General features: G+C 43.1%; 23 protein-coding genes. 5 read left to right on the top strand and 18 right to left on the bottom strand.

Annotated features, from left to right (window positions below; genetic code table 11):
- Positions 1–62 precede the first annotated feature (62 nt).
- The 4 genes from VPNCDNU1_RS03980 to zipA form a co-directional block, all read right to left on the bottom strand.
- Positions 63–710, bottom strand: a complete 648-nt coding sequence (locus tag VPNCDNU1_RS03980; protein WP_104399163.1) for a YccT family protein — start codon at positions 708–710, stop codon at positions 63–65.
- 85 nt (positions 711–795) lie between these two features.
- Positions 796–1,878, bottom strand: a complete 1,083-nt coding sequence (locus VPNCDNU1_RS03975) for a porin (RefSeq protein WP_104399162.1) — start codon at positions 1,876–1,878, stop codon at positions 796–798.
- Positions 1,879–2,676: 798 nt separating this feature from the next.
- The gene (gene ligA / locus VPNCDNU1_RS03965; RefSeq protein WP_104399160.1) at positions 2,677–4,692 is read right to left on the bottom strand and encodes an NAD-dependent DNA ligase LigA; all 2,016 of its coding nucleotides are present in this window, start codon (positions 4,690–4,692) and stop codon (positions 2,677–2,679) included.
- Positions 4,693–4,775: 83 nt separating this feature from the next.
- Positions 4,776–5,687, bottom strand: a complete 912-nt coding sequence (gene zipA, locus VPNCDNU1_RS03960) for a cell division protein ZipA (protein ID WP_104399159.1) — start codon at positions 5,685–5,687, stop codon at positions 4,776–4,778.
- Between the two features lie 347 nt (positions 5,688–6,034).
- Here zipA and cysZ point away from each other — a divergent pair, with 347 nt between their 5' ends.
- The 5 genes from cysZ to crr all read left to right on the top strand — a co-directional run bounded on the left by cysZ (position 6,035) and on the right by crr (position 10,942).
- A complete protein-coding gene (gene cysZ / locus VPNCDNU1_RS03955) occupies positions 6,035–6,778 on the top strand; it encodes a sulfate transporter CysZ (protein WP_104399158.1) in 744 nt (247 codons plus the stop codon).
- 216 nt (positions 6,779–6,994) lie between these two features.
- The gene (gene cysK, locus VPNCDNU1_RS03950) at positions 6,995–7,963 is read left to right on the top strand and encodes a cysteine synthase A (protein WP_104399157.1); all 969 of its coding nucleotides are present in this window, start codon (positions 6,995–6,997) and stop codon (positions 7,961–7,963) included.
- 304 nt (positions 7,964–8,267) lie between these two features.
- Positions 8,268–8,525: an HPr family phosphocarrier protein gene (locus VPNCDNU1_RS03945; RefSeq protein WP_101113636.1), complete on the top strand. Its 258-nt coding sequence runs from the start codon at positions 8,268–8,270 to the stop codon at positions 8,523–8,525.
- A 139-nt stretch (positions 8,526–8,664) separates the two neighbouring features.
- Complete coding sequence (gene ptsI / locus VPNCDNU1_RS03940; RefSeq protein WP_104399156.1) at positions 8,665–10,392, top strand: phosphoenolpyruvate-protein phosphotransferase PtsI; 1,728 nt, start codon at positions 8,665–8,667, stop codon at positions 10,390–10,392.
- Between the two features lie 40 nt (positions 10,393–10,432).
- Entirely contained in the window at positions 10,433–10,942 is a 510-nt protein-coding gene (gene crr / locus VPNCDNU1_RS03935; protein ID WP_101113477.1) for a PTS glucose transporter subunit IIA, read from the top strand.
- Positions 10,943–11,477: 535 nt separating this feature from the next.
- Here the strand turns inward: crr and VPNCDNU1_RS03930 are convergent.
- The 14 genes from VPNCDNU1_RS03930 to VPNCDNU1_RS03865 all read right to left on the bottom strand — a co-directional run bounded on the left by VPNCDNU1_RS03930 (position 11,478) and on the right by VPNCDNU1_RS03865 (position 25,869).
- A complete protein-coding gene (locus tag VPNCDNU1_RS03930; protein ID WP_104399155.1) occupies positions 11,478–12,623 on the bottom strand; it encodes a flagellin in 1,146 nt (381 codons plus the stop codon).
- Between the two features lie 416 nt (positions 12,624–13,039).
- Complete coding sequence (gene flgL / locus VPNCDNU1_RS03925; protein WP_104399154.1) at positions 13,040–14,233, bottom strand: flagellar hook-associated protein FlgL; 1,194 nt, start codon at positions 14,231–14,233, stop codon at positions 13,040–13,042.
- An 11-nt stretch (positions 14,234–14,244) separates the two neighbouring features.
- On the bottom strand, positions 14,245–16,125 hold the full coding sequence (gene flgK, locus VPNCDNU1_RS03920) for a flagellar hook-associated protein FlgK (protein WP_104399153.1): 1,881 nt from the start codon (positions 16,123–16,125) through the stop codon (positions 14,245–14,247).
- A gap of 201 nt (positions 16,126–16,326) precedes the next feature.
- Positions 16,327–17,238, bottom strand: a complete 912-nt coding sequence (gene flgJ / locus VPNCDNU1_RS03915; protein WP_104399152.1) for a flagellar assembly peptidoglycan hydrolase FlgJ — start codon at positions 17,236–17,238, stop codon at positions 16,327–16,329.
- A 9-nt stretch (positions 17,239–17,247) separates the two neighbouring features.
- Entirely contained in the window at positions 17,248–18,345 is a 1,098-nt protein-coding gene (locus VPNCDNU1_RS03910) for a flagellar basal body P-ring protein FlgI (RefSeq protein WP_104399151.1), read from the bottom strand.
- Between the two features lie 25 nt (positions 18,346–18,370).
- Positions 18,371–19,147: a flagellar basal body L-ring protein FlgH gene (flgH, locus tag VPNCDNU1_RS03905; RefSeq protein ID WP_104399150.1), complete on the bottom strand. Its 777-nt coding sequence runs from the start codon at positions 19,145–19,147 to the stop codon at positions 18,371–18,373.
- Between the two features lie 13 nt (positions 19,148–19,160).
- Complete coding sequence (flgG, locus tag VPNCDNU1_RS03900) at positions 19,161–19,949, bottom strand: flagellar basal-body rod protein FlgG (protein ID WP_101113470.1); 789 nt, start codon at positions 19,947–19,949, stop codon at positions 19,161–19,163.
- A 22-nt stretch (positions 19,950–19,971) separates the two neighbouring features.
- A complete protein-coding gene (locus VPNCDNU1_RS03895) occupies positions 19,972–20,721 on the bottom strand; it encodes a flagellar basal body rod protein FlgF (RefSeq protein WP_101113469.1) in 750 nt (249 codons plus the stop codon).
- A gap of 180 nt (positions 20,722–20,901) precedes the next feature.
- On the bottom strand, positions 20,902–22,206 hold the full coding sequence (gene flgE / locus VPNCDNU1_RS03890; protein WP_104399149.1) for a flagellar hook protein FlgE: 1,305 nt from the start codon (positions 22,204–22,206) through the stop codon (positions 20,902–20,904).
- Between the two features lie 28 nt (positions 22,207–22,234).
- Positions 22,235–22,942: a flagellar hook assembly protein FlgD gene (locus VPNCDNU1_RS03885; protein WP_104399148.1), complete on the bottom strand. Its 708-nt coding sequence runs from the start codon at positions 22,940–22,942 to the stop codon at positions 22,235–22,237.
- An 18-nt stretch (positions 22,943–22,960) separates the two neighbouring features.
- Positions 22,961–23,377, bottom strand: a complete 417-nt coding sequence (gene flgC / locus VPNCDNU1_RS03880) for a flagellar basal body rod protein FlgC (RefSeq protein ID WP_104399147.1) — start codon at positions 23,375–23,377, stop codon at positions 22,961–22,963.
- 4 nt (positions 23,378–23,381) lie between these two features.
- A complete protein-coding gene (flgB, locus tag VPNCDNU1_RS03875; RefSeq protein WP_104399146.1) occupies positions 23,382–23,777 on the bottom strand; it encodes a flagellar basal body rod protein FlgB in 396 nt (131 codons plus the stop codon).
- Positions 23,778–24,104: 327 nt separating this feature from the next.
- Complete coding sequence (locus VPNCDNU1_RS03870; protein ID WP_104399145.1) at positions 24,105–24,932, bottom strand: protein-glutamate O-methyltransferase; 828 nt, start codon at positions 24,930–24,932, stop codon at positions 24,105–24,107.
- A gap of 10 nt (positions 24,933–24,942) precedes the next feature.
- Positions 24,943–25,869, bottom strand: a complete 927-nt coding sequence (locus tag VPNCDNU1_RS03865) for a chemotaxis protein CheV (RefSeq protein WP_104399144.1) — start codon at positions 25,867–25,869, stop codon at positions 24,943–24,945.
- Between the last annotated feature and the right edge of the window lie 86 nt (positions 25,870–25,955).

Here is a 25,955-nt window from a genome sequence, read left to right as displayed (position 1 = left end):
GTATTGTAATCTGATTATATCAGCCAACTATAAACGCTGTTTGTCGCGGAATAAACTTTATGTTACTGACCAACCGCCCACATTAAAAATTCTTTCTTTTCAGTGGAACTCAATTTCCCAAAATCAGCCTTCAAATCAGACAATGTTGAAGAGGTGTTTTTAGACATAGAGGAAGTTGTAATTGCAGTGGTTGCAGTGGTTGCAGCGGTTGCAGCGGTTGCAGCGGTTGCAGTGGCGATTTTAATGCCGTTTTTTTGATTAAACTTAGTCAGCTCTCTTTCGTAATCACGAGTGAGTCCACTTCCACGTTTCAAAATTCCTTGATCTATAGGATAGGAGTGTCCTGCTACGTCTAACATTTTCACTTTAGGATTATCTCCAAAAGAGCCCACTTGGTCGGAACGTGTAATAACTTTTGCAGGGTTTAACGTCAATTCTTTATTGGCAGCTTCAAATGTCACAACAATTGGTTCTGAATTGAATTTTTCGTGCTCTCCTTGCTTAGCAACAAGCTTAGAAACGCGAACAACAATTTGATTCTTTCCATCTTTAAGCACAAGTGGGCTTTTTGCCCCAAAGCTAAAACCAACTTCTTCGCCATCGACCACAACCGGTGCTAGGTCTCGATGCAAATGAACTTTCACATCTGCTTGAGCCTGAAAAGATAGCAGAACAGCACTTGTAGTTAATACTTTATACAACAATTTCATTCTCTTTCCTTAAATTAAAAAAGCGAGTACCAATGATGGTACTCGCTACTAAGAATATTACTAGCTGTGGATATTAGGCAGTAATTTAGAAGTAGTATTCCATACCTAGAAGTAGGCGAGTACCGTCTTTAGCATCAGACGAACCATCCATGTTGTAGTGACGGATGTCAGTGTATAGGTATGTGCTAGGTAGCAAGTAACCTAGACGACCAGTGATTGCTGTATCACCGTCATCAGTACCATCTGTGGAGTCACTAGTCATAGCGTAACCACCTTTGAATACCCACTTACCGTCAAGTACATATTGAGCTGTTGCTGATACTGCATTTTGCTTATTGTCGCCAGAAGCTGTATCTGCTTGCATTGCTTTATAAGCCGCTGTCAACGTTAGGTCGCCAAGGTAAACACTACCACCAACAATCGCGTAAGAATTTGCGTAATGAGTTTCATCACCATCAATGTAATCAGGGTTTGGAATCACATTACCATTTTTATCGAAAATAAATTTCGGGTTATCACCTTCTGGAGCAGCTTTGTACTCACCACGAGTGTAGTAGCCTGCGTGAAGATTAAATTTCTCGTGTGCATAAGCACCAGCAACGCTTACCACGTTTTGCTCAGTAGAGTTAGCCATGCCACTTACAGTCGCTTGCAACGAGAAACCGCCGAAAGAAGCCGAATCAAATCGTAATACACTGTCTGCACGATCTTGGAAGCTCACACCTAGGTCGTTATTCCAGTCAAAAACATTACCAAGACCAGGGTTAGAGTGTGGCCAGTCAACGTAGTTGTATGCAGCAACCAGTTGGCGACCGTACTTAAATGTACCAACACCTTCAAAATCTAGACCAAGGTATGTATCACGTGCACCAAGCGCACCAGACTTGTCACCGTTATTCGCGTTACCGCCTTCGATTTGCCAAACAATGTTCGGACCGAAGTCATCGTACTCAACAACACCACGGAAGCCAATACGAGATTCGATGTCAGCACCAATGCTGTTATCAGAACCAGATGCTTTTGGATCGATCAACGTGATGTTACCAGCCGCTTGACCGTAGAATTGAACAGCTTTGCCGTTTAGGTCAATCGCTGCATTTGAAGCGCCAGATAGTGCTACCGCAGATACTGCAGCACCAAGAAGCGTACGTTTGAAAAATTTGTCCATGGAAAAACTCCCGAAAATGGATATAGCTGTTTTTATTACCCCTAACTCTAAGTTGGCCGCTGCGAGTAAGGGTAATGTTCCTATTTTATCGAAGAACCAAATACTATTAGCTCTATCGATTTTTCTCCTGCATACACAGTGTGTATCCATAAGAAGCAAGACTAACTTCGTGGTGGAAAACATCAATGAGAACTTATTTTTTATCTAAAAAAATATGAAGGAGAGCAAACTTTTCCCCACTTAATGATATGAATCACAGTTATTAATTTTGAGCTTAGAAATAAAGACCATATCGATATATTTCAATAACTTAGATTAGAACGAATTTAGAGAAAGTTGAAGTGGCTCGAAAATGAGAAATATCAATATGTGCTAGATATCAAAATCAGATAGTGATCACTGACAATTAATATCTTTATTCACAATGAGAATTAATGGTTAGGCAAGGTGTATAAAAGACTCACTAAATATTTAGTAGATAGTTATCTTATTGCTAATACTTATTTTGATAGACAAATATTTTTAGAGTTAGTTGCATAGGTTTTTGAGTTATTTTCACTTCTCTCTTAAATCCTAAAAAATACTAACTTTTACAAAAACACACTCATCAAACGCTAACTACCTGATTTTTAATGGCAACGCATATGTCAGAGTAAAGAGTAAGTCGTGTTGAACGCATGAAGATCCTTACACGCTAATCTAATCGTAACAACGTCACCACTGCGTGAAGCTTTTTAAAGTAGAAAACAAAAGCGAGCTCATTGGCTCGCCTTATTCTATGATTGAACTCTTTTTAGGCTACAAACCAAGCAACTCTGCTAGGCTTTCCTCATCTTGGATTTCAATGCTCAGTTCTTGCGCTTTGGCCAATTTAGAGCCCGCCGCTTCACCCGCAAATAAGATATCTGTCTTTTTAGAAACACTCCCTGTCACCTTTGCACCTAACGCTTGAAGTGCTGCTTTTGCATCGTTGCGATTCAAGCGAGAGAAGCTTCCTGTAATAACGACTGTTTTTCCTTCAAGCACTTGAGGTTGGCTACTCGATTGGTCTGTTACATCATTCCAATGAACACCGTGTTCCCGCAATTTAGCAATAACATCTAAGTTCGTTGCCGACTCAAAAAAATGCTTGAGGTGAGTTGCTACGATTTCCCCTACATCATTGACTTCAATAAGCTGTTCTTTTGAAGCAGCTTGAATGGCCTCTAAAGTTTTGAAATGGCTAGCCAAGTTAGCCGCAGTCGCTTCACCCACTTCACGAATCCCAAGCGAATACAAAAACCTAGGAAGTGTCGTTTCTTTCGATTTATTCAAAGCATCGACTACGTTTTGTGCAGATTTGGGGCCCATTCTGTCTAGAACAGTAATAACACCTGCAGTCAGTTTAAAAAGGTCAGCGGGTGTTTCGACCATTTCTCTATCGACCAGTTGCTCGATAACTTTCACGCCTAACCCATCGACGTCGAGCGCCTTACGCGAAACAAAATGCTTTAATGCTTCTTTCCTTTGCGCCTGACAAATCAATCCGCCCGTGCAACGAGTTACCGCTTCCCCCTCAAGACGCTCAACTTCGGAAGAACACACAGGACACGCTGTTGGGTAGACAATTTCAGAGGCATTCGCTGGGCGACGATCCATCACTACGCCTGTTACTTGAGGGATCACATCCCCTGCACGTCGAATAATGACACTGTCTCCGACTTTAACGCCTAAACGCTCAATTTCATCTGCGTTATGTAAAGTGGCATTACTTACTGTTACACCGCCAACAAATACGGGTTCTAACTTGGCAACCGGTGTAATAGCCCCAGTTCGCCCAACCTGAAATTCGACATCATTCAATATCGTGATTTCTTCCTGCGCTGGAAACTTGTAGGCGATAGCCCATCTCGGTGCTCTAGCAACAAAACCCAACTCCTCTTGAATGGCAATATCATCGATTTTGATAACGACGCCATCTATCTCATAAGGAAGGTCGTCACGTATTGTTTGAATATTCCGATAGAAATCGAAAACATTCTCTAAACCTTCAACTTTTCGGGTTTCAGGGCACATGGGTAAGCCCCAAGATTTTAATTGGAGGAAGCGTTCGTAATGACTTTCAGAAAGAGTGCCTTCTTCAACAACGCCTACACTGTATGCATAAAAGCTGAGTGGGCGAGTAGCTGTAATTTTGGAATCGAGTTGACGTAGGCTGCCTGCGGCTGCATTGCGCGGGTTTACAAAGGGTTTCATACCTTTTTTGATTGCTTGCTCGTTCATTTTGTCGAAACCCGCTTTTGGCATAAACACCTCACCGCGAACTTCAATGCGTGTTGGCCAATCATCTCCTTGAAGCACAAGGGGGATTGAATTAATTGTACGAACATTCTCTGTGATGTTTTCACCCGTCGCGCCATCCCCACGAGTAGCCGCCTGAACAAGCAAACCATTTTCATACAATAAACTAACGGCTAAGCCATCTAGCTTGGGCTCACAACTGAATGTGGAAAAATCAGAACCAACCGCTCGCTCTTTCGCTCGGCGATAGAACCCTTGTATTTCAGCGTCGTCAAACGCATTATCAAGAGAAAGCATTGGGATTTCATGAGCGACAGAGGTAAAGCTATCTAATGCGGCTCCACCCACTCTCTGGCTTGGGGAATCGACCGTCACCCACTCAGGGTGCTCGCCCTCAATCTCCTGCAGTTGCCGCATCAACCGATCATATTCAGCATCAGGTACTTCTGGGTTATCTTCCACATAATATTTTACAGCATAGTGGTGAAGGGTTTGCTTCAATTCGGAGTAAAGCTGCTCAGTCTTCTTAGTCATAACTTGCTCTGTCTTGCTCAGTAAAAAGGGCTCTATGTGAGCCCTGATTGTTTTATTCTATCTGTTACTCGTGAATTACAACACTAGCTGTCGTAAAAATCACGGACCTGTTTGCGGTATGCATCCAGCCTATCAGGTGTCATTAAATTGCGCTGATCATCTAGGACATTCCCACCCAAGTCATCCGCAATTTGCTGAGCCGTTTTCAACATCAATTTAAAATTTTGATCTGCTTCACCAAAACATGGCAGGGTCATAAAGAAGGAGATCCCCTTAGTCTCGAACGTTGCTGGATCATCATGTGCCAGAGTACCAGGTTGCATCATGTTCGCGACACTAAACAAAACCTTCCCTGTTCCAGACATATCCGCATGACGGTGGAAGATATCCATTTCTCCGTAAAGCAAACCATTCTGTTTCATGCTTTCAAACAGGCTTGTTCCAACAAAAGGCGTTTCGCCAGCGCAGTGAACGTTTAAAACCAGTACTTCCATTTCTTTCTCTGGCTCTACTTCTTTATTAGCTTGCTCTTGGGTTTTAGCTTCGGTTTCTGTAACTTGGACAAATTCCTCTTCCTGAGCATTAGACTCGGCGTCTTTGCTAGATTCCGAAACCATGACTTCAGAAGGCTCTAAAGGTTCTTCCACATCAGATTTTGCTGCAACATCGTTATCATCGATGGATGAAAAAGACGGTAAGGGCTCATCGCTGTCGACGAGTGGGTCAAAAGATGGCGTGTCTTTTTCGGTATCGTCGCTGTTAAATTCAGGCTCTTTGCGTGGCTTGCGAATAATCTCGAAATCATCTTCTGGAGCAAACGCACGAGTCGCGGCATAATCAGGCTCTTCTTCTTGCTCTGCATTTCCGAGCTTACGATGAGGCTTATTACCAAACTTGGCTTTACCTTCTTTTTTACTTGTCCATAAACCGTGGAATAGCAAAGCGGCAATGGCAAGTAAGCCTACGATGATAAGTACTAGTCGCAATTCCTGCATTTTTCACTCTCTGTTCTCTGCATCGCTGAATAAGTGTTCAAGCTGCAGCTTATTTATCATTTATGTGTGTTACTTTACCAAAAGTCTCTGAGAAATTTGAATAAATATATGTAGACGCTAACAAGCATCGCGTGACCTTCTGCACGCTTTTATTTTATTTTGCTGTAAATATAAGGCATGAATAAAATTCAGCTTCTATTCATATAACGTATTTTATACCAAGTTACATCAAACGTTCGAGTCAGACTTATAATCTAAACATGAACAAAACCTTTCAAGCTAACTCCTTGAGGTTACTTGGGTATACGTTAGAATCCCTGATAGAGCAATCTAGGAAGATCAAATTTATGACAACAAACAATCGAAGTGGCATCGGATACTTTTTTCACGGGTTTGAGCTCGCATTTCAGCCCGGTATCAGACGTTTTGTGATTTTGCCTCTTCTAGTAAATATTTTATTAATTGGTGGAGCCATCTATTTACTGTTTTCAAACCTGAATCAATGGATTGATGCTTGGCTTGGCTACTTGCCAGATATGCTTTCATGGTTATCGTATCTGCTTTGGCCTTTGCTAGCACTTGCAATACTGGCCACCTTTACCTATTTGTTTAGCACCATTGCAAATTTCGTTGCCGCACCATTTAACGGTTTACTCGCTGAACAGCTTGAAGCAAAGCTGACAGGAAAGAAACTTAGTGATCAATCGGTACTTTCACTACTCAAAGATGTCCCACGTATTCTAGGGCGTGAGTGGCGAAAGCTGATGTACTACTTGCCAAAAGCACTCGGACTTTTCATTTTACTGCTTATCCCGGCGTTAGGTCAGACCATAGGGCCGATACTTTGGTTCCTATTTTCTGCTTGGATGATGGCAATACAATATTGTGATTACCCATTCGATAACCATAAAGTCTCCTTTCAGGACATGAGAAACGATTTGAAACAAAATCAATCCGCTTCTTATGGCTTCGGGTTTATGGTGACTGTGTTTACTATGATTCCCATTCTCAACCTGTTTGTGATGCCAGTAGCAGTTTGTGGTGCTACTGCAATGTGGGTTGATAAATACCGTCTACAGTATGTGAGATAATGATTTCTGCAATTATTAAGGCTGACACTCGTCAGCCTTTTTGTTACTTGGCTTGACCATTTCCACAATCAAAGAATTGGATTATTGCATATCGTATCCACCCTATAAGTTATAACCATTTATTCTTTTTCGGTTGATTATTAGCACTTTATGCTTAATCAGTATAAACACAGAGTGCATTGTGCACCCTACCCCGTGTAATGAAGGAACATCAACATGAGCAAAATCTACGAAGATAACTCGCAAGCTATTGGTAACACTCCACTTGTTCGTCTTAACCGCGTAAGTAAAGGCAACGTTCTAGCGAAAATTGAAGCACGTAACCCAAGCTTCAGTGTTAAATGCCGTATTGGCGCAAACATGATCTGGGAAGCTGAAAAAGCTGGCACTCTAAAAGCTGGTGTTGAGCTTGTAGAGCCTACGAGTGGTAACACAGGTGTCGCTCTTGCATTCGTAGCAGCAGCTCGTGGTTACAAACTGACTCTTACTATGCCTGAGTCAATGAGTCTTGAGCGCCGTAAACTGCTTAAAGCTTTGGGTGCAAACCTTGAGCTAACTGAAGCGGCCAAAGGTATGAAAGGTGCTATTGCTAAAGCTGAAGAAATTGTTGCTAGCAACCCTGAGAAATACCTGCTTCTTCAGCAGTTTAATAACCCAGCTAACCCAGCAATCCATGAAAAAACAACTGGACCAGAGCTTTGGGAAGCAACCGACGGCGAGATTGATGTATTTGTATCTGGTGTAGGTACTGGTGGCACGCTAACAGGTACTAGCCGTTTCATTAAAGGTGAAAAAGGTAAAGCCATCACCACAGTTGCAGTTGAACCAGCAGAATCTCCAGTAATTGCCCAGGCACTTGCGGGCGAAGAAATTCAACCTGCTCCTCACAAAATTCAAGGTATCGGTGCTGGATTCATCCCTGGCAACTTAGATCTAGAATTAATTGACCGTGTAGAGTCCGTTACTTCAGAAGAAGCGATTGAGATGGCTCGTCGCCTAATGGAAGAGGAAGGTATCCTAGCTGGTATTTCTTCTGGTGCCGCAGTTGTTGCAGCAAATCGTGTTGCAGAACTACCTGAATTTGCAGGGAAAACTATCGTAACGGTTCTTCCGAGCTCTGGTGAGCGTTACCTCAGCACAGCACTATTTGCAGGTCTATTCACAGAGAAAGAAAACCAGCAATAAAGACGTAATAAAACTGTGTTGAAATCAATTTTTAGTCTAAAAAAGCCCCGTTAAGGGGCTTTTTTGTTGATCCCTGCCTCACCTTTGGTAATATCACCTCAGTTTTATTTTTCGCTTCAAAATAAAAGAAGCGCACTAACTAAAGAATCACTCAACTTTGCGGTATCATATGAATACAAGCAAAGCGAGTTGAAAACACTGATATCGGTTTTGCGGTTTCATATCCTCTGGACTAGCACTGGTTATGAATACTCAACACGCTGCCGACTACAGACACAAAAATAAATCAATTGGGGTATATCACATGTATCAGAAGCAAGTAGAAATCACTGCAGAAAACGGTCTTCACACTCGTCCAGCGGCTCAGTTCGTTAAAGAAGCAAAAGGCTTTGATGCTGACATCACTGTTACTTCTAACGGTAAAAGTGCAAGTGCAAAGAGTCTGTTCAAATTGCAAACTCTAGGTTTGGTGAAAGGTACTGTTGTTACTATCTCTGCTGAAGGCCCACAAGCTCAAAACGCAGTAGACCACCTAGTTGCTCTTATGGACCAACTTCACTAATTAGAAAGATCTTATTAAAGCCATTTTGTTAACACAAAATGGCTTTATTTGAATATGAAGTCTTTTTACGCTACAACTACTCGTTAGCATTTTAGTCAAACATTTTCCCGTTTATTGTTGACCAACTTAAGGTAAGGCTATGATTTCAGGCATCCTGGCATCTCCTGGTATTGCTTTTGGCAAAGCACTGCTTCTTCAAGAAGATGAAATTGTCCTAAACACAAACACCATCACCGACGATCAAGTAGAAGCAGAAGTACAATGCTTTTACGACGCTCGTAACAAATCTTCCCACCAACTTGAAATTATCAAGCAGAAAGCACTTGAAACATTCGGTGAAGAGAAAGAAGCGATCTTCGAAGGTCACATCATGCTTCTTGAAGATGAAGAGCTAGAAGAAGAAATTTTAGCACTGATCAAAAACGATAAGCTTTCAGCAGACAACGCTATTTACTCTGTGATTGAAGAGCAAGCCACTGCCCTTGAGTCACTAGATGATGAATACCTAAAAGAACGTGCGACAGACATCCGTGACATTGGTTCGCGTTTTGTTAAAAATGCACTTGGTATCAACATCGTCTCTCTAAGTGATATTGATGAAGAAGTTATTCTTGTTGCATACGATCTGACTCCATCAGAGACTGCGCAAATCAATCTAGATTACGTTCTTGGTTTCGCTTGTGACATCGGTGGTCGTACATCACACACATCTATCATGGCTCGTTCTCTTGAGCTTCCAGCGATTGTTGGTACGAACGACATCACCAAGCAAATTAAAAACGGCGACATGCTGATTCTGGATGCGATGAACAACAAAGTTATCGTAAATCCTACAGACGCTGAAATGTCTGAAGCACAATCAATCCGTGATGCTTTCCTAGCGGAAAAAGAAGAGCTTGCAAAGCTAAAAGATCTGCCAGCAACAACTTTAGACGGACACAACGTCGAAGTTTGCGGCAACATCGGTACAGTAAAAGACTGTGATGGCATCAACCGCAACGGCGGTGAAGGTGTTGGTCTGTACCGCACAGAATTCCTGTTTATGGATCGTGATGCGCTTCCGACTGAAGAAGAGCAGTACCAAGCTTACAAAGACGTCGCGGAAGCGATGCATGGTGAATCCGTAATCATCCGTACAATGGATATCGGTGGCGATAAAGATCTGCCATACATGGATCTACCAAAAGAAATGAACCCATTCCTAGGTTGGCGTGCAGTTCGTATCAGCTTGGACCGCCGTGAAATCCTACGTGACCAGCTACGTGGCATTCTACGTGCTTCTGCTCACGGTAAGCTACGCATCATGTTCCCAATGATCATTTCTGTTGAAGAAATTCGCGAGCTTAAAGCGGCAATTGAAGAATACAAAGTGGAACTGCGCTCTGAAGGTCTAGCGTTCGACGAAAACATCGAAATCGGTGTAATGGTTGAAACACCAGCAGCAGCGGCAATTGCTCACCACTTAGCGAAAGAAGTATCATTCTTTAGTATTGGTACTAACGACTTAACTCAGTATACTCTAGCAGTAGACCGTGGTAATGAGTTAATCTCTCATCTATACAACCCACTATCACCTGCTGTATTAACAGTAATCAAGCAAGTGATTGACGCTTCTCATGCAGAAGGTAAGTGGACTGGTATGTGTGGTGAGCTTGCTGGTGACGAACGCGCCACGCTTCTTCTTCTGGGCATGGGTCTAGATGAATTCAGCATGAGCGGTATCTCTATTCCAAAAGTGAAGAAAGTGATTCGTAACGCGAACTTCGAAGAAGTTAAAGCTATGGCAGAAGAAGCTCTTCAAATGCCAACAGCTGCAGAGATTGAAGCACACGTAGAAAAATTTATCGCAGAAAAAACAAACTGCTAATATAATTCAACAGAATAAAATTAACGTTTAGGAGCATGACATGGGTCTGTTTGACAAACTGAAGAAGCTGGTTTCTGACGACAGTGCTGACGCTGGTGCAATTGAAATCATCGCACCTCTATCTGGCGAAATCGTAAACATCGAAGACGTGCCAGATGTAGTATTCGCTGAAAAAATCGTTGGTGACGGTATCGCAATCAAACCATCTGGCGACAAGATGGTTGCTCCAGTAAACGGTACTATCGGTAAAATCTTTGAAACTAACCACGCATTCTCTATCGAGTCTGACGACGGCGTAGAGCTGTTTGTACACTTCGGTATTGATACTGTTGAACTGAAAGGTGAAGGCTTCACTCGCATCGCTGAAGAAGGTCAAACAGTAAAAGCTGGTGATACTGTTATCGAATTCGATCTTGCACTTCTAGAAGAGAAAGCGAAATCAACTCTAACGCCTGTTGTTATTTCTAACATGGACGAAATCAAAGAGCTGAACAAACTTTCTGGCGCGGTATCTGTTGGTGAAACGACAGTACTTCGTGTAACTAAGTAATCTTCTTAGTTATACCATCGCTTTAAAAACGCTGCCCTCGGGCAGCGTTTTTTGTTTTCACTTCAATATTACACTTTTACCAGTGAGCACTTTTACCATTACCTTCGTCTGAATTCGCTTGGTTGCATCAATCCAAATAACTACCTATTTCAAGCAATTAATTCTCCCAGATAAGCTCGATAGGGAAATCAATAGACTAGAAATACTATAAGGTCATCTAAGCGATACTCAGACTAGAATCTTTGTTTCATAAATCCATTTGTATTTATGAGGCTAAAAAGTGAAGGAATAATTTTCTTCAGGCAAGAAAAAAGCCCCTTTTCCTTTGAGAGAACCGGGGCTGTTACTAGTCAGAGTCATGCGGAGATCAGAGAAATGAAACATATCCCTAACTAGCCAGGTGCATCCAATACAAATTAATAAACATTCCGCAGGTGAGAGATGAGAGAGCGTCCTGTTTTTTGTACCTTCCGCGCTTGCTAACTTAGCTTCGCCATTCGCCAGTCCACGTCTGTCCAGGCGATGACGTGCATTACTATTGAAGTAATTGCATTGCTGAGTTTGGCAACTGTTTTGCTTGAGCAAGAATGGAAGTACCTGCCTGTTGCAAAATCTGTGATTTCGTAAGTTCTGTGGTTTCTTTCGCCCAGTCTGTATCTTTGATACGGCTGTTGGAAGCATCCACATTCTCACGTACGTTCGCTAAGTTATTGATACTGTGACTGAGTCGGTTCTGTTTCGCACCTAAATCAGCACGTTGGCTATCAATATATTTGAGTGCAGCATCCACTACGCTAATTGCGTTTTGAGAGCCCGCCACTGTTCTAAGATCTAAATCTTGAACCGTAGTTTGTAAGCCAGGCCCACCTGTCAGTCCAACTTCACCAGCTAACGTACCAGAGATGGTCAAGTCACCTTCTAAGTGTGGCTCAGCGACAAATACCTGCATTTGACCGTTTTCACTGACCGAGGCATTAATCATGTCCGACTGACCGTTAATGTATGTCGCCAGTTCTTCGATATCGTCACCAGCATTCGCTGATATCTCGATAACTTGTGCTTCACCAGCCTTTGTTGTGAACTCAAACTTGATATCTAATTTGTCCGCAGGAACCCCCCAATCTGTGCCTTTGGCACTTTCTGGTGGTGCAACAAAGGTGCTGCCGCCCATTCGTGTATCATCAGCCCGAATACTTGTCAGTGCCATGATCATCGCTTCACCGGAGTTAGCACCAATCTGGAATGCAGCATCACCAAATGAGCCATTAAGTAGTCGACGCCCACCAAATGATGTGGTTTCAGCAATACGGTTAAGTTCATCCTGCAGCGCAATCGCTTCTTCGTTGATAGCTCTGCGGTCTGCATCGGAGTTCGAACCATTGGCAGACTGAATCGCAAGGTCTCGCATACGTTGCAGAACATTGGTTGATTCGTTCATCGCACCTTCTGCGGTTTGAGCAATCGAGATACCATCGTTAGCGTTTCTCATCGCTACATCTAGACCACGAGACTGTGCTGTCAATCGGTTGGAGATTTGCAAGCCAGCTGCATCATCTTTTGCACTATTGATTTTGTGCCCTGACGATAGACGCTCCATCGATGTGTTAAGGTCGTTGGTCGACTTATTTAGGTAACGTTGTGCCGTCATTGCGGAAACGTTAGTGCTCACTGTTACAGCCATAGTTTGCTCTCCTGTTGAGTTCGCTTTCTCTGCGAACCGGTCAGTTAATACTTTATTGGATAAGCACTGACCGAAAGTTACTTTTAGAAGTCCAACTTATTAACGGTGAACTTCTAACTGCACCTAAGTTGTTTCGTTACATTAATACATTCAACTTGTGTGCCAACTTTTCAACAACCTTACCATCAATGTGAATTAAATTTTATTTACCCTATTTTTTAATAAGTTAGATTAAAACTAAATTCACGATCTTTCTTTTCATCTTAAAAATCATTATATCAACACTGAAGTAGTGAATCCCTTTACGACTGTTTACCGCACCAAATGGCTTTAGCGGCAATCTTTTACCTTTTCCTCTAAGGGGCAAACTGGGCACTTAAGGCAGAGCGCATAAGGCATAAGTTTGCGAACAGAGTTTAAATGTAATTAAACAGGGTCAAGTCTTTCACTTTACCGAAAGCTTGTTGGGATGCTTTTAATGCTAATGAATTTTCGTTGAACTCGATTACTGCCTGAGCATAATCAAGATCTTCAAAATTGCTTTTAGACTTCGCCATAGAAAGCTTGAAGTCATCATGCTGTTGTTCCTGAATGTCCAGCGTATTTAAGCGCGAGCCCAAATCGGTACGAACCGTATTGATGTGAACAAAGGCCTTATGGAACTCTTCCGTTACTTGGTGGAGTTCTGCCGTACCGTTTGAATCTGCAACCGAACGTTGAGAATATTCTTGTGCTTTTTGAAAAGTCTCAAAAATGCTGAATGTTTTCTTAGGCTCGAAAGCAATACTGTCTCCAGGGGTAATTCGACCTTTGAATCGAATTTGCAAATCTTCATGCTGGATGCCCACTTTATGATCGTAGGTATCCGACTTAACAACAGACCCGTCTTTTTCTAGTTGATAACCAAAACTCCCATCTCCCATATCAACAAACGTAATGTTGTAATTGGAAGTGTCAGAGGCGTCATAATTCGTTGCACTTTCGACAAGCAATTCAGACGCGACCTGAAGGTTATACTGTGGATCGTAGTCGCCTATAGGGTTATCAATTTCCATGAAGACTTTGTTACCCGGATCGCTCACCGAAATTTCAAGACCATTCGCAATTTTCATATTACGGTGATAGGTATCCCCAACATAAGAGACATCCCCACTGTGATCTTTAAAAAACGGTTGGTTTTTCGGTTTGGTCCCAGCAAATATGTAGTTACCAGACTCGTCTTGAGTATTAACAAGATTGAGCATATTTAGCGCCATTTCTTCCAGTTCACGTGCTTTCGCTGCACGATCTTCAGGAGAAAGAGCACCATTAATCATTTCCATAACTGAACGCTTAGCATCATCAGCATGTTGCTCGGCATTGGCAATGATCACCTCTTGGTGTTCAAGACGGTTACGAATCAGCACAATAGAATCCATGTACTGACGTAATTCTTCTGTCTGCTGGGTTATACCTTGTACATAGTGCGCAGCTAATGGATTATCTGCAGCGTTCAGCAATTTTTTACCCGATGCCAATTGGGCGTGGTTGTTGTGAACTTTCAGCTCTTGACGCTGAAGGTCATTCTGCACTGTTTGATAGTTGTGGAAACTGGCTATTCTATTAATCATCTAGCTTCCTCCTATCTCAGTGCCAAAATAGTGTTAAACGTATCATTCGCTGTTTGCATGATTCGCGAAGATGCCATGTAAGCTTGTTGAAACTTCATCATGTTTGCTGCTTCTTCATCTAAGTTAACCCCTGAGATGGAAGCAATACGTTCTTTTGCCGCTTCATTTTCTAGTTTGGCAATATCAGCAAGTCGCGTGGCGGTGGATGTTTTCAAACCGACATCAGTATTTAGGTCCTTATAAATACCCAATACTGTTGTGTTGCCATCATTCATCACCTTATCCGTTTGGATATTCTGCATTTTAAGCAAGTTGCCGTTGTCGCCTTCAGAAGGGACAAGATTTGCCGCAAATTTGTCGTTTGCATTTGCCCCACCCGTCAATTCGAATATTGTTCCATCGACGGTAACAGGACCAGACGGAGGATAAGCTTGAGGTTGCATTACCACCTGCCCTTGCATATCCAATACGGCAAACTGATCACCAGTTGGAGAAACAACGATTTGAAACTCTCTTAGATTACCTGCTTGAAGAATATTGAATTTGGCAGTGCCCAGCGCATCAGTGTAAGAACTTTCGTAACTTTGAGCGGCAATTTTGGCAGGATCGTTCATTTCCACCTTGATTAAAGAGGCTGAACTTTCGGTGGGGCGAATGAGAAAACGCTCTCCATCTTCTGGCGCATTATTTACATTGATTCTCATGCCATCCAAAATAAAACCATTAGCAAATACGCTACCGGAAACGGTAATACTCTCACCGCTTGGTTTCGTTACACGATAACTAGAACCATCGTATTTAACCGAATATTCGCCACTACTGAGCTGAGAAATATCTTCAATATAAACACCGATATCGGCTTTTGAATCTGTCGAAGTAATCACACGTGACTTCAACATTTCAGCAGAGTTAACATCTGTAAATACGTTTTTACCTATGTCACCACGTAAGTCTAAACCTTGTGATTGAAGCTTATTGACGCCGAAAGACATAGCCGTAGCAATACGTCCAAGTTCACTCATGACATTAGGAATGGATTCATCGCGAGCTTTTAAAAACGCCGACAGCTTACCGTTTAAACCATCATGCTTAATGGCTTTTACCCCTTTCCCCTCAACCATTCCAATACGAAGCTGTTGTGGATCGGGTTGACCCGGTAAAAGAGTTAACTGACTCGCTTCTGTCCCAGAGACCAAAGTGTGTCCATTGCCAATATGTACGTTAAAACCTTCGTTGTTTTTACGAGGGGTTACCGTTACTTTGGTGTATTGAGCCAACTCATTAATCAGACGCTCATGTTCGTCTCGGAAGTCGTTATGTGGTCCCGGCGTACGCATCATTAAACGATGTACATCGCGAATTTCAATGGCCAATGAGTTCATATGCTCAACGGCATTTTGCATCTTCTTGTTGATGTTTTCTTTTTCTGTACGCACGACTGAATGGAAGTGATTTAAGTTTTGTGTGATCAGTTGCGATTTTTCTAACAGTACTTTTCTAGCACCCATGTCGTTGGGTGAATCCGCCAGCGTTTTTAACGAATCAAACCATTCGTTGATGTTTTCTGGGATTTTCTTTGAAGCCACTGAAGACAGCATGTTGGTAATGTTATCCAAGCTTTCTTCGGTATCCAGTTTATTAGCAAATTCTGTCGTGGTGAGATTGAGCTCATTGACGGCAAATTGATCCCAAGAGCGGCGAACATTTTCCACATGAACACCCATGCCATAGGTTTGCCCCCCATATTGCTTAGGGGCATTAACAGCTTGCATCACAGACTGGCGGTTGTAACCCTCGGTATTCGCATTGGAAATGTTGTGACCGGTGGTGTTTAGTTGCCGCTGAGCTGTCAAGACGCTTTGTGTACCTACATTAAGTAGATCCGATGACATAATGCCCCCAAAAAAGAATTACTTAGATTCAGTAAAATCGCTACTGCATAACCATGTAACAATGTTAATGCAATATGTATGCCACGTGCACATCCTACATATTGCTAAGAACGCTACGTGTGTTAAGAGTAGGGTCATTCAAAGGGGAATTATCGCGGGGTTAAAGTAAAAAGCTGCACAAATAGTGCAGCTTAAAATTGGTCAATCACTCAGAATATCATCGACTTGAGCTTTCACTCTTAGAACCTTATCAGCGTAGTTCGGGTCGGTAGCATATCCCGCTTTATGAATACCATGAATAAACGCTTTGTTATCCCCTTCATGTTGAAGTGCTGTCTGGTAGCGAGGATTATCATTCAAGAAACGTACGTAATCATTAAAGCTGTCTTGATAAGAAGAGTAAGAACGGAAGTCCGCTTTCTCTTTCACGGGTACACCATCATAAACTTCGAGAGTTTGAGTTGCGACTTTACCGCCATCCCAACGTTTATCGGCTTTGATATTGAATAAGTTGTTGCTGGATCCTAGAGAATTCTTCACAACTTTTTGCCCCCAACCCGTTTCTAGTGCCGCTTGTGCAATAATGACTGAAGCATCAACGCCCAGAGCTCGTGCTGCTCTATCAGCATAAGGTTTCAATTTATCAACGAACTGTTGCGGGCTATCAAATGCCGATTCACTCACGGCACGTGTTGCTGTTACTTCGCGAACTTTATCTGAGTCCACTGGCAGGCGAAGTGATGTATCCATTGCTGCATTTCTCATAGCAATTTCAGATTGGTCTTCACCAGCCCCAGCGCTCAATTGAGCAACAATCATATCGGCAAGACCAAGTGAGCCAGAATCACTCATTTCACTTGCCATTTGTTCATCAAGCATTTGACGATAAAAATCTTGATTTTGGCTTTTCATTAAATCAGATTCAAATGTCGTATTCGCATCACGCATTGATTTAAAAAGCATGGATGTAAAGATTGACTCAAACTGCTTTGCCGCTGTTTTTAACGCCGCTTGCTTTTCTTCATCGGTTCCTGCACCCACCGCTCCCTGACGAAGTTTATCTAGAGATGCAATATCGTGAATAAAGCCTATATCGTTAGGATTCTTAACCATCATGCTCTCCTAGATGATAATCAGCTGACCTTCAATGGCACCGGCTTGCTTTAACGCTTGCAAGATAGCCATTAAATCAGAAGGCGCAGCGCCAACTTCGTTCACCGCTCTCACAAGGTCATCTAGCGTGAGGCCCGGCTCAAACTTAAACATCTTGCCAGACTGCTCTGACACTTCAATATCAGTATCTGGCACGACAACGGTATTCCCACCACCCAATGCATTAGGTTGGCTTACATTGAGGTTTTCTTTAATCGCTACGGTCATACCACCATGAGTCACTGCGGCAGGCTTTAACCGGACGTGTTTGCCGACAACAATGGTGCCTGTTCGAGAGTTAACAATGATTTTTGCGGAACCGTCAGCGGGGTTAAATTCAACGTTTTCAACAGCAGATAAGAAGGCCACTCGTTGGCTCACTTCTCGCGGTGCCCGTACTTTTACAGACGTAGCGTCAATCGCTTGTGCCATTTGTGGACCAAGGAAATTATTGACCGCATCCGCCATACGTTGGGCAGTCGTGAAGTCAGACTCCAAAAGGTTAAAGGTAATGTAATCACCCCGGCTAAATGGGTTTGGCACTTCACGTTCAACCGTTGCTCCACTAGAAATGATACCCACGGTTGGGTTATTACCAACGATTTTGGACCCATCAGCCCCTGTCGCACTAAATCCACTAACCACTAAGTTACCTTGTGCTACAGCGTAAACTTCACCATCCAAACCTTTTAAGAAGGTTTGCAAAAGTGTTCCGCCTCGAAGGCTTTTTGCTGCACCAATCGATGATACGGTCACATCGACTTGCTGCCCTTGCTTTGAGAACGCTGGAAGCTCCGCAGTCACGATAACCGCTGCAACGTTCTTGGTTTTGGGTTTAGTACCCGGTGGTAATTGGATGCCGAAGTTTTGAAGCATCGCATTAAAGCTTTGATCAGTAAAAGGCGTGGACTCCCCCGTGCCTGGTAAACCCGTTACCAAGCCGTAACCAACCAATTGGTTGCTACGTACCCCAGCAACTTTAGCCACATCCTTAATTCGCGCTGCTTGAGCTGAACTGACTGCCAGCATCATCAAACCCGCTACTACTACTGCCCATTTCTTTAACATGTCAAAACTCCGACAATTCTCTCACTTACAGAGATACATTAAAGAATCGTGCCAAGAATCCAGGCTCTTGCATATCTTGTTGATTTCCAGTGCCTGAATACTGAATTCGTGCATTTGAAATACGAGTCGAAGCAATCGTGTTGTCAAAATCTATGTCATCCGGTCGAATTGTGCCGCTCAAGCGGATGTATTCATCCCCGGTATTTAGAGTTAGCCATTTCTCGCCGCGAATAATCAGATTACCATTCGCCAACACTTCGATTACTTCCACGGTAATGGAACCACTAATACTGTTGGATTGGTTTGCAGACGCATTGCCTTTAAATTTGTTCTCATTACTCAATTCGTAAGAAAAATTATAATCCTGAATCTTTAGTTCTTGTCCACCGACGTTTAACGGATCCATAGACGCGTCGTTTGACTTACTCAGATCGGCATCTGCACTTTTCGCGGCTTTGGTATTCTCCGCCAAATTCACAGTGACAATATCGCCCACCCCGTGAGGTTTGCTGTCGTCATAAAGGTTCTGGGTATGCTGTGTGTTAAACAATGACCCTGTTGCTGTCGCGTAATGCGCTGGTTTTTGCTTAGGGTGAATAGGAGCCCAAGCCGGATCGCCGGCAACTGGATCAGTTCTGCCACGTAATGTGTCAACAATACCGCCGCCACCGTCATTAGACTTATCGCCTTCGATCGCATCGACAACGGTTGTACCTGCATCTGGATCTGTACCATCCGGCTTTTGCATGGACGTACAGCCTGCCATCACCAAAGTTAGAAAAACCAATAGTAAACGCATCATGACAGCCACCTTATTACAATTGTTGGTTCACAAAGCTCATCATCTTATCGACAGATGAAATTACCTTGGAATTCATTTCATACACACGCTGAGCTTCAATCATATTCACAAGCTCTTCGGTTACATTCACGTTTGACGTTTCCAGCATAGATTGACGAATCGAACCCAAACCTTCCAAACCCGGTACACCTTCTTGAGGGTCGCCACTAGCGCCTGTCGGTAGGTAAAGGTTCTGACCAATAGGCTCTAATCCGCCAGGGTTGATGAAATCAACTGTTGTAATCTGACCAACCACTTGGTTGTTTTGCTGACCACGAACTCGAACGGAGACTTCACCATCGTTACCTACGGTAATGGAGATTGCGTTATCTGGAATAACAATTTCAGGCTCTAATCGATACCCTGATCCGGATGTTACGACAGCGCCTTCACCATCAAGCGTAAATTGCCCATTTCGGCTGTAGCCTATGTTGCCGTCAGGTAATAAGATTTGGAAAAATCCATCGCCTTCAACCATGAGATCCAACGCGTTACTTGTGGTTTGTGCATTACCATTGGTGTGTACTTTTTGCGTAGCAACGACTTTTGAGCCAGCGCCAAGCATCAAACCAGAGGGTAATTCAGTATTCTGAGATGACTGACCACCGGGCTGGTTGATATTTTGGTAGAAAAGATCTTCAAAAACCGCGCGGCTCTTCTTGTAACCAACCGTTGAGGCGTTTGCCAAGTTATTCGAAATGGTCGAGATATTCGTTTGTTGAGCATCTAAACCTGTTTTACTTACCCATAATGCTGGATGCATAACTAAATCCTCACTCTAACGGTTAGCTGGAACGCAACAGAGAATCAGACGCTTTGTCCATATCTTCTGCCGTACTCATCATTTTGACTTGCATTTCAAATTGGCGTTGTAAGTCAATCAAACTGGTCATCTCGCCTACTGCACTTACGTTGCTGCCTTCAACAGCCCCAGTCATGATTTTGATGTTCGCATCAGCTTCGTATTCATTGTTGTCATTTTTTCCACGGAAAAGTCCATTTGTGTCTTTATATAAAGAACGGTTATCCGTGTTGGTTAATTTGATTCTATCGACGGCTTCAATCGCATCTGCTGGAGCACCTTGGGGAATCACAGAAATCGTGCCATCTCGACCGATTTCGACTTTACTCAATGGAATTGGCAAAGTTATCGGTGCCCCCGTCTCACCCAAAACAAGATGGCCAGAGCTGTTGGTCAGTAACCCGGTTTGGTCGATATGTAGATTGCCGTTACGGGTTAAACCTTCTTTACCCGTTTTATCCATCACGGCAATCCAGCCATTGCCTTCTATGGTCACATCCAGATCACGCCCTGTTGTTATCACACTGCCTTGGGCAAAGCTTTGTCCTGGGCGTTCCGTCATGCTGAACACTCGGGTTGGCAAGCCATCTCCGTACGCTTGCATAGAGCGAGCTTGTGCCAAATCGGCGCGAAAGCCTGTCGTGCTGACGTTAGCCAAGTTATTGGCTTTTAGCTGCATTGCCTGCATATTTTGTTTTGCCCCGCTCATCGCGAGAAACAGTGAACGATCCATGGTGTGCTCCCATAAAAGTCTATGAAAGCTAAAAAGCAAACATCATGCCAATTTTTATGTAGTTGATATTTAATGGTTTATATAGAAAAGAGAATAGAATAGATTGGTAGAAGCGGAAAAGATCCGGCAGAGCAAACAAGCATTGCCGCATGAAGCGGCAATGACAGATGATTGAAGATGTTATCGAATTTGAAGGATGTTCTGTTGCAGACCATTGTGTACCTCTAGTGAACGTGAGTTCGCTTGGAAGTTACGCTGAGCTGAAATCAGATCCACCAGCTCCTGAGTCATATCGATGTTCGACTGCTCTAGAGTACCGCTGGTTACCGAACCAAATGAACCTTTGTTCGATTCACCCCAAATCTTATCGCCAGATAATTGAGTTGAATTCCACTGAGTACCGCCTTTCTTATCCAAACCTTGCTCATTCGGTACACGTACAAGCGCAACACGCCCTAACGTTACCGCTTCACCGTTTGAATAAGTACCCATGACGCTACCGTATTCATCAAAATCAATTTTAGACAAAAAGCCCGTTGTAGCACCATCTTCATTGAATTTATTCAATTCAAATGGAGCTGCATATTGGGTTGCCCCAAGCTGGTTAAACTCGATTTGTTGGTTTACATCCGCACCATTTAGGTTAATAGGTACTGCGCCAGTTCCTAACGGTTCAGAAACAACTTTTGTCCCGTTATTGATACTTGCTAACGTACCATCATTGTTGAACCTAATGGTGTGACCCACGTGACCAGTCGGAGAAGTCGCATCACCACCTTGAATGTTAAGAGGTTTTTCACCATCGCCATCGGTCATCGTATAGTACGAGTGCCAAGTGTTTGGTTGATTCGCGTCTTTCAAGTAGTAAGTCGTCATCTTATATGACTGACCCATAGAGTCATAAATAGTCGAAGATGTGGAACGGTTATAAGTCGTCGGATCCGTAATATCGAACAATGCTGGATCTTTCAATTCACCATTTGCAGGCACATTAACGCCTAGTTCGATATTTTCTGTCGGTTTAGGACGACCGAATTCTGCTGGAATGTTTAATGGCTGTGGCTCGTAAGACGCAACCTCACCAGTATCTGGATTCACCTGATAACCTAATAGGTATTCTTCGTTAGAAGTCACCATGTAGTTATCTTTGTTGAGGTGAAAAGCACCATTACGAGTTAATTCGTTCAATTGTGGTTCTAAACGATCTTTCGATACCGCAAAGAAGCCAGTACCAGAAATTCGTAAGTCCATTGGGTTATTCGTATAAATACTAGAACCCTCATGGAACTGCTGTGCGACTTTTTGTGCCTGAGCACCACCACCCGTTGCTGTTTTAGCATTGGTGAAAATTGAGTTTGAGTAAACGTCGCCAAATTCAGCACGAGACTCTTTAAATCCGTATGAGTTGGCGTTCGCAATGTTGTTACTGGTTGTGTTCAAGTCCAGTTGAGCTGCGGATAACCCGCTTAAAGCAATATAAGACATTCCAAAATTCTCCTATCTAGCTAGCGCTTTACGCTTTTCCAACTTCTAGTACTTCAGCTAGTCGAACTGGCGATTCAAAGCCAGCCAGATTGAGTAGTACATTCCCATCGCCTTTACCAAGGAGCACGCTGTTCACGTTTGCGTAAGTTGATACTTCAAATTCACGCGACTCCCCGTCTAGCAAACCACCCGCTTTCACGCTGTATTTGCCACCCGGCAATGGATTACCGTTTTCATCTAACCCGTCCCATTCAACCTTACTATCACCGGCAGGTTTTGCACCTACGTCAAGGGTACGAACAAGTTGCCCTTGTGCGTTCTCAATGCGAACAAACATGTTGTCCAGCGCTTGAGGCACCTTAACCATGGCAGACATGCCAGCGTTATCAGGTTTAATGCCTGCGGCACCGGGGACTAATACATCACGACCAACCAGCGACGATGCTTGCAACGCTTGGTTAGACGTCATGGATGAATTCAGACTTTCGAACTGATTGTTCATCTTCCCGATACCATCGACGGTCGCAAATGAAGCCATTTGCGCAATCATCTGGTCATTGCTGACCGGCTTAAAAGGATCCTGTTGAGCAAGTTGCTTGGTGAGCAACGAAAGAAAATCTTCTTGGTTAAGATCGTTTTGTCCCGTTACTTTTTCAGGCTTATTCTGCTCTTGCAGGCTCTTAAGCTGATCAACATAGGACAAGCCGCTCTGACCAACATTGTTGATTCCGGCCATTACGTTACCTCCTTATCCCTATTGACCCATCTGCAGCGTACGCAGCAGCATTTGTTTGCTTGCATCTGCAACTTGCACGTTTGTTTGATACGCACGAGAAGCAGAAATCATATTAGCCATTTCTTCCATCACATTAACATTCGACTTAAAGATGTAGCCTTCGTCGTTTGCCAGTGGGTGCTCAGGGTTGTACTCAGCATCAAGTGGTTTATCACTTTCAATGATGCCCATTACCTTCACAGGAACATTGTGGTCGCGGTTATACTTCGCTTTGTTTAACTCAGCCCCAAACACAGCATGGCGCGCTTTGTAAGTTTCTTCAGCAGAGCTACTTACGCTGTTTGCATTTGCTAGGTTACTAGAGGTGGTATTTAGACGAACTGACTCAGCGCTCATGGCAGATCCAGTCACATTGAATACATTAAATAAGCTCATCTACTTACTCCCCTTTTAAGGCTTTAGTTAGGTTCTTAAACTTACTGCCTAAGAAATCCAGTGAAGCTTGATGGCGAATTTGGTTTTGCATAAACAAGTTACGTTCCAAATCCACATCAACGGTATTGCCGTCACCCGTGTCCGGTTGTGTTGGTAATCGATACAGAGTATCCCCTGCAATATCAGTAGAGGCATGAATGTGCCGACCATCGGTACGAGAAAGACCAAAGCTTGCCCCCGACTTTGCCGCTGTAAGCGCCTTGTCGAAATCCATGCCCTTCGCTTTAAAGCCAGGAGTGTTCGCTTGTGCGATGTTGGTGGAAATCACCTCAGCATTGCGCTCACGTAAGCCAACAGTGTGCTGGTGTATCCCTAAAGCTTTATCAAACGAAATAGTCATATCTTGCCTCTACCAAAAAGAACTGACTTACCTGTGAATTATTTTGCAATCTGCGTGCCAAGTTTTAGTAGGTAGCCAAAAGAAAATAAACTCACACTTTCAATACAAGCAAATATTAAGCCAAAGGCTATGCAACAGTAGGATCTTGTGCGTGTCTTTGAAGCGATCCTTGTAGATCATACGTTCTATAGGACCAATAATATTTGGAATGTCATTACTGAGTGTATACCTAACGTCGTCTTTCGTCAGTAAATGCGTGTTTGTGGAGTGCTAGGGTATAAAAAAGCCCAGCAATGATTGCTGGGCTTAGAAACGTTGTTAATGTGATTACTTAAGCTTATATATAATGCCAGGATTGCAACGAACCATATCGAATTTATCAGTTAATCCAGTCAACGACTCCGAAGCACCTAGAAGCAAGTAGCCTCCTGGATTCAAACAGCCAGCCATTTGATTAAGTACTTTTGATTTCATATCTGGAGAGAAATAAATCAAAACGTTACGACAAAAAATAATGTCGAACTTGCCTAAAAGTGCGTAGCTATCCATTAAGTTTTGAGGGCGAAAGTTAACCATGCGCTTAACGTTATCTTTCACCTTCATTTTACTGTCACCAGCATCTTCGAAGAAAGTTTTCCTGCGCTCAGGAGAGAGACCGCGACCAAGTGCTAAGTTATCGTATATACCTGCGCGACATGCATCCAGCATGCTGGAAGAAATATCGGTCGCCGTAATAGATACATTAGATAACATACCCGGCTTCTTTGACTGTGTTTCTAAAATAGTCATAGCGATCGAATACGGTTCCTGACCAGAAGAACTCGCTGCCGACCAAATCTTAATTGGGCGCTTGTTTGCCGCTACTTCCGGCAATAATTTGTCTGACAACACCGAAAAAGGGTAACTATCACGAAACCAAAGTGTTTCGTTTGTCGTCATAGCATCGACCGCGGCAACTCTAAGTTCGCGGTTTCTGCCTGTGATCACATCTCTTAATAAATCAGAAAGTGACGCAACTTTAAATTTGCTTACCAGAGGACTCAATCGACTTCTGACCAAATACTGCTTGCTATCACCTAGTACAATCCCACATTGGGATTCTAGGAAACGGCTGAAATCGCGATACTCTTGATCGCTTATAGTTATCGCTGTCATTCAGTTCTCTTTAACCGGATACCGCTGCTTTAACTGCTGAGCCTAGCTCATCAGGATTAAATTTCGCAATGAACTCATTCGCACCAACACGCTCAACCATCGCTTGGTTAAATACACCACTCAATGAGGTATGAAGAATGACATGAAGATCTTTAAGACCATTATGACGACGAATTTCTGCCGTCAATGTGTAGCCATCCATTTCTGGCATTTCGATATCCGAAATCACCAATGAAATTTGCTCGTAGATGCTACCTTCTTCCGCCATTTCAACCAGTTTCTCGTAAGCTTCTTTACCGTCTTTCACAGCAATAGCTTCAAAACCCAAGCCTTCTATAGCGCGTTGAACCTGTTTACGTGCGACTGTAGAGTCATCTGCAATCAGAATTCGACGAACAATCTCTTTCTCTTCTTGAATACTTGCAATCTCTTCCTTGATGTCCTCACTCATGGTTTCATCAATTGGAGAAATTTCTGCAAGAATTTTTTCTACATCGAGAATTTCGACTAATTCGTTGTCTATATTCGTAACGGCTGTTAGATAGTTAGCTTTACCAGCGCCATCAGGTGGAGGAAGGATCGACTCCCAGTGCATGTTAATGATCCTCTCAACAGAGCTCACCAAGAATGCTTGGATCGTTCGGTTGAATTCAGAAATCACAACAAAGCACTTATCCAGATCGGTTGTTGGGCGACCACCAGTAGCCAAGCTCAAATCGATAACAGAAACGGTTTGCCCACGAATGTGCGCGACACCTTTCACCAAAGGGTGTAAGTTAGGCATCGACGTCAGCTTGGGACACTGGAGTACTTCTTTAACTTTGAATACATTGATGCCATAACGTTGACGTCCCATTAGACGAAACGTTAAAAGCTCTAATCGGTTTTGACCGACGAGTTGTGTGCGTTGATTCACCGAATCAAGAATACCCGTCATAAGCGCATCTCCATCTCAAGCGTTTTCTAGTAAAGTATAATGAAAATCTAACAACCAAGATCATTACATACAAAATAGCGTATTAT

Origin of the sequence: Vibrio penaeicida (genome assembly GCF_002933855.1) — a bacterium.
Lineage (GTDB): Bacteria > Pseudomonadota > Gammaproteobacteria > Enterobacterales > Vibrionaceae > Vibrio > Vibrio penaeicida_A.
This window is presented reverse-complemented; position numbering and strand designations above follow the sequence as displayed.

Bases quoted from the DNA above. Each gene is read 5' to 3' on its own strand.
- flgC (WP_104399147.1), bottom strand. From the start codon at position 23,377: ATGAGCTTATTTAATGTATTCAATGTGACTGGATCTGCCATGAGCGCT.
- cysZ (WP_104399158.1), top strand. From the start codon at position 6,035: ATGACAACAAACAATCGAAGTGGCATCGGATACTTTTTTCACGGGTTT.
- VPNCDNU1_RS03865 (WP_104399144.1), bottom strand. From the start codon at position 25,869: ATGACGGGTATTCTTGATTCGGTGAATCAACGCACACAACTCGTCGGT.
- VPNCDNU1_RS03930 (WP_104399155.1), bottom strand. From the start codon at position 12,623: ATGGCTGTAACAGTGAGCACTAACGTTTCCGCAATGACGGCACAACGT.
- flgH (WP_104399150.1), bottom strand. From the start codon at position 19,147: ATGATGCGTTTACTATTGGTTTTTCTAACTTTGGTGATGGCAGGCTGT.
- crr (WP_101113477.1), top strand. From the start codon at position 10,433: ATGGGTCTGTTTGACAAACTGAAGAAGCTGGTTTCTGACGACAGTGCT.
- flgG (WP_101113470.1), bottom strand. From the start codon at position 19,949: ATGCATCCAGCATTATGGGTAAGTAAAACAGGTTTAGATGCTCAACAA.
- flgJ (WP_104399152.1), bottom strand. From the start codon at position 17,238: ATGGTTAAGAATCCTAACGATATAGGCTTTATTCACGATATTGCATCT.
- VPNCDNU1_RS03910 (WP_104399151.1), bottom strand. From the start codon at position 18,345: ATGTTAAAGAAATGGGCAGTAGTAGTAGCGGGTTTGATGATGCTGGCA.
- VPNCDNU1_RS03945 (WP_101113636.1), top strand. From the start codon at position 8,268: ATGTATCAGAAGCAAGTAGAAATCACTGCAGAAAACGGTCTTCACACT.
- cysK (WP_104399157.1), top strand. From the start codon at position 6,995: ATGAGCAAAATCTACGAAGATAACTCGCAAGCTATTGGTAACACTCCA.
- zipA (WP_104399159.1), bottom strand. From the start codon at position 5,687: ATGCAGGAATTGCGACTAGTACTTATCATCGTAGGCTTACTTGCCATT.
- flgB (WP_104399146.1), bottom strand. From the start codon at position 23,777: ATGACTATTTCGTTTGATAAAGCTTTAGGGATACACCAGCACACTGTT.
- ligA (WP_104399160.1), bottom strand. From the start codon at position 4,692: ATGACTAAGAAGACTGAGCAGCTTTACTCCGAATTGAAGCAAACCCTT.
- VPNCDNU1_RS03980 (WP_104399163.1), bottom strand. From the start codon at position 710: ATGAAATTGTTGTATAAAGTATTAACTACAAGTGCTGTTCTGCTATCT.
- flgL (WP_104399154.1), bottom strand. From the start codon at position 14,233: ATGATTAATAGAATAGCCAGTTTCCACAACTATCAAACAGTGCAGAAT.
- flgK (WP_104399153.1), bottom strand. From the start codon at position 16,125: ATGTCATCGGATCTACTTAATGTAGGTACACAAAGCGTCTTGACAGCT.
- VPNCDNU1_RS03870 (WP_104399145.1), bottom strand. From the start codon at position 24,932: ATGACAGCGATAACTATAAGCGATCAAGAGTATCGCGATTTCAGCCGT.
- flgE (WP_104399149.1), bottom strand. From the start codon at position 22,206: ATGTCTTATATTGCTTTAAGCGGGTTATCCGCAGCTCAACTGGACTTG.
- ptsI (WP_104399156.1), top strand. From the start codon at position 8,665: ATGATTTCAGGCATCCTGGCATCTCCTGGTATTGCTTTTGGCAAAGCA.
- VPNCDNU1_RS03895 (WP_101113469.1), bottom strand. From the start codon at position 20,721: ATGGATCGTTCACTGTTTCTCGCGATGAGCGGGGCAAAACAAAATATG.
- VPNCDNU1_RS03975 (WP_104399162.1), bottom strand. From the start codon at position 1,878: ATGGACAAATTTTTCAAACGTACGCTTCTTGGTGCTGCAGTATCTGCG.
- VPNCDNU1_RS03885 (WP_104399148.1), bottom strand. From the start codon at position 22,942: ATGGCCGGAATCAACAATGTTGGTCAGAGCGGCTTGTCCTATGTTGAT.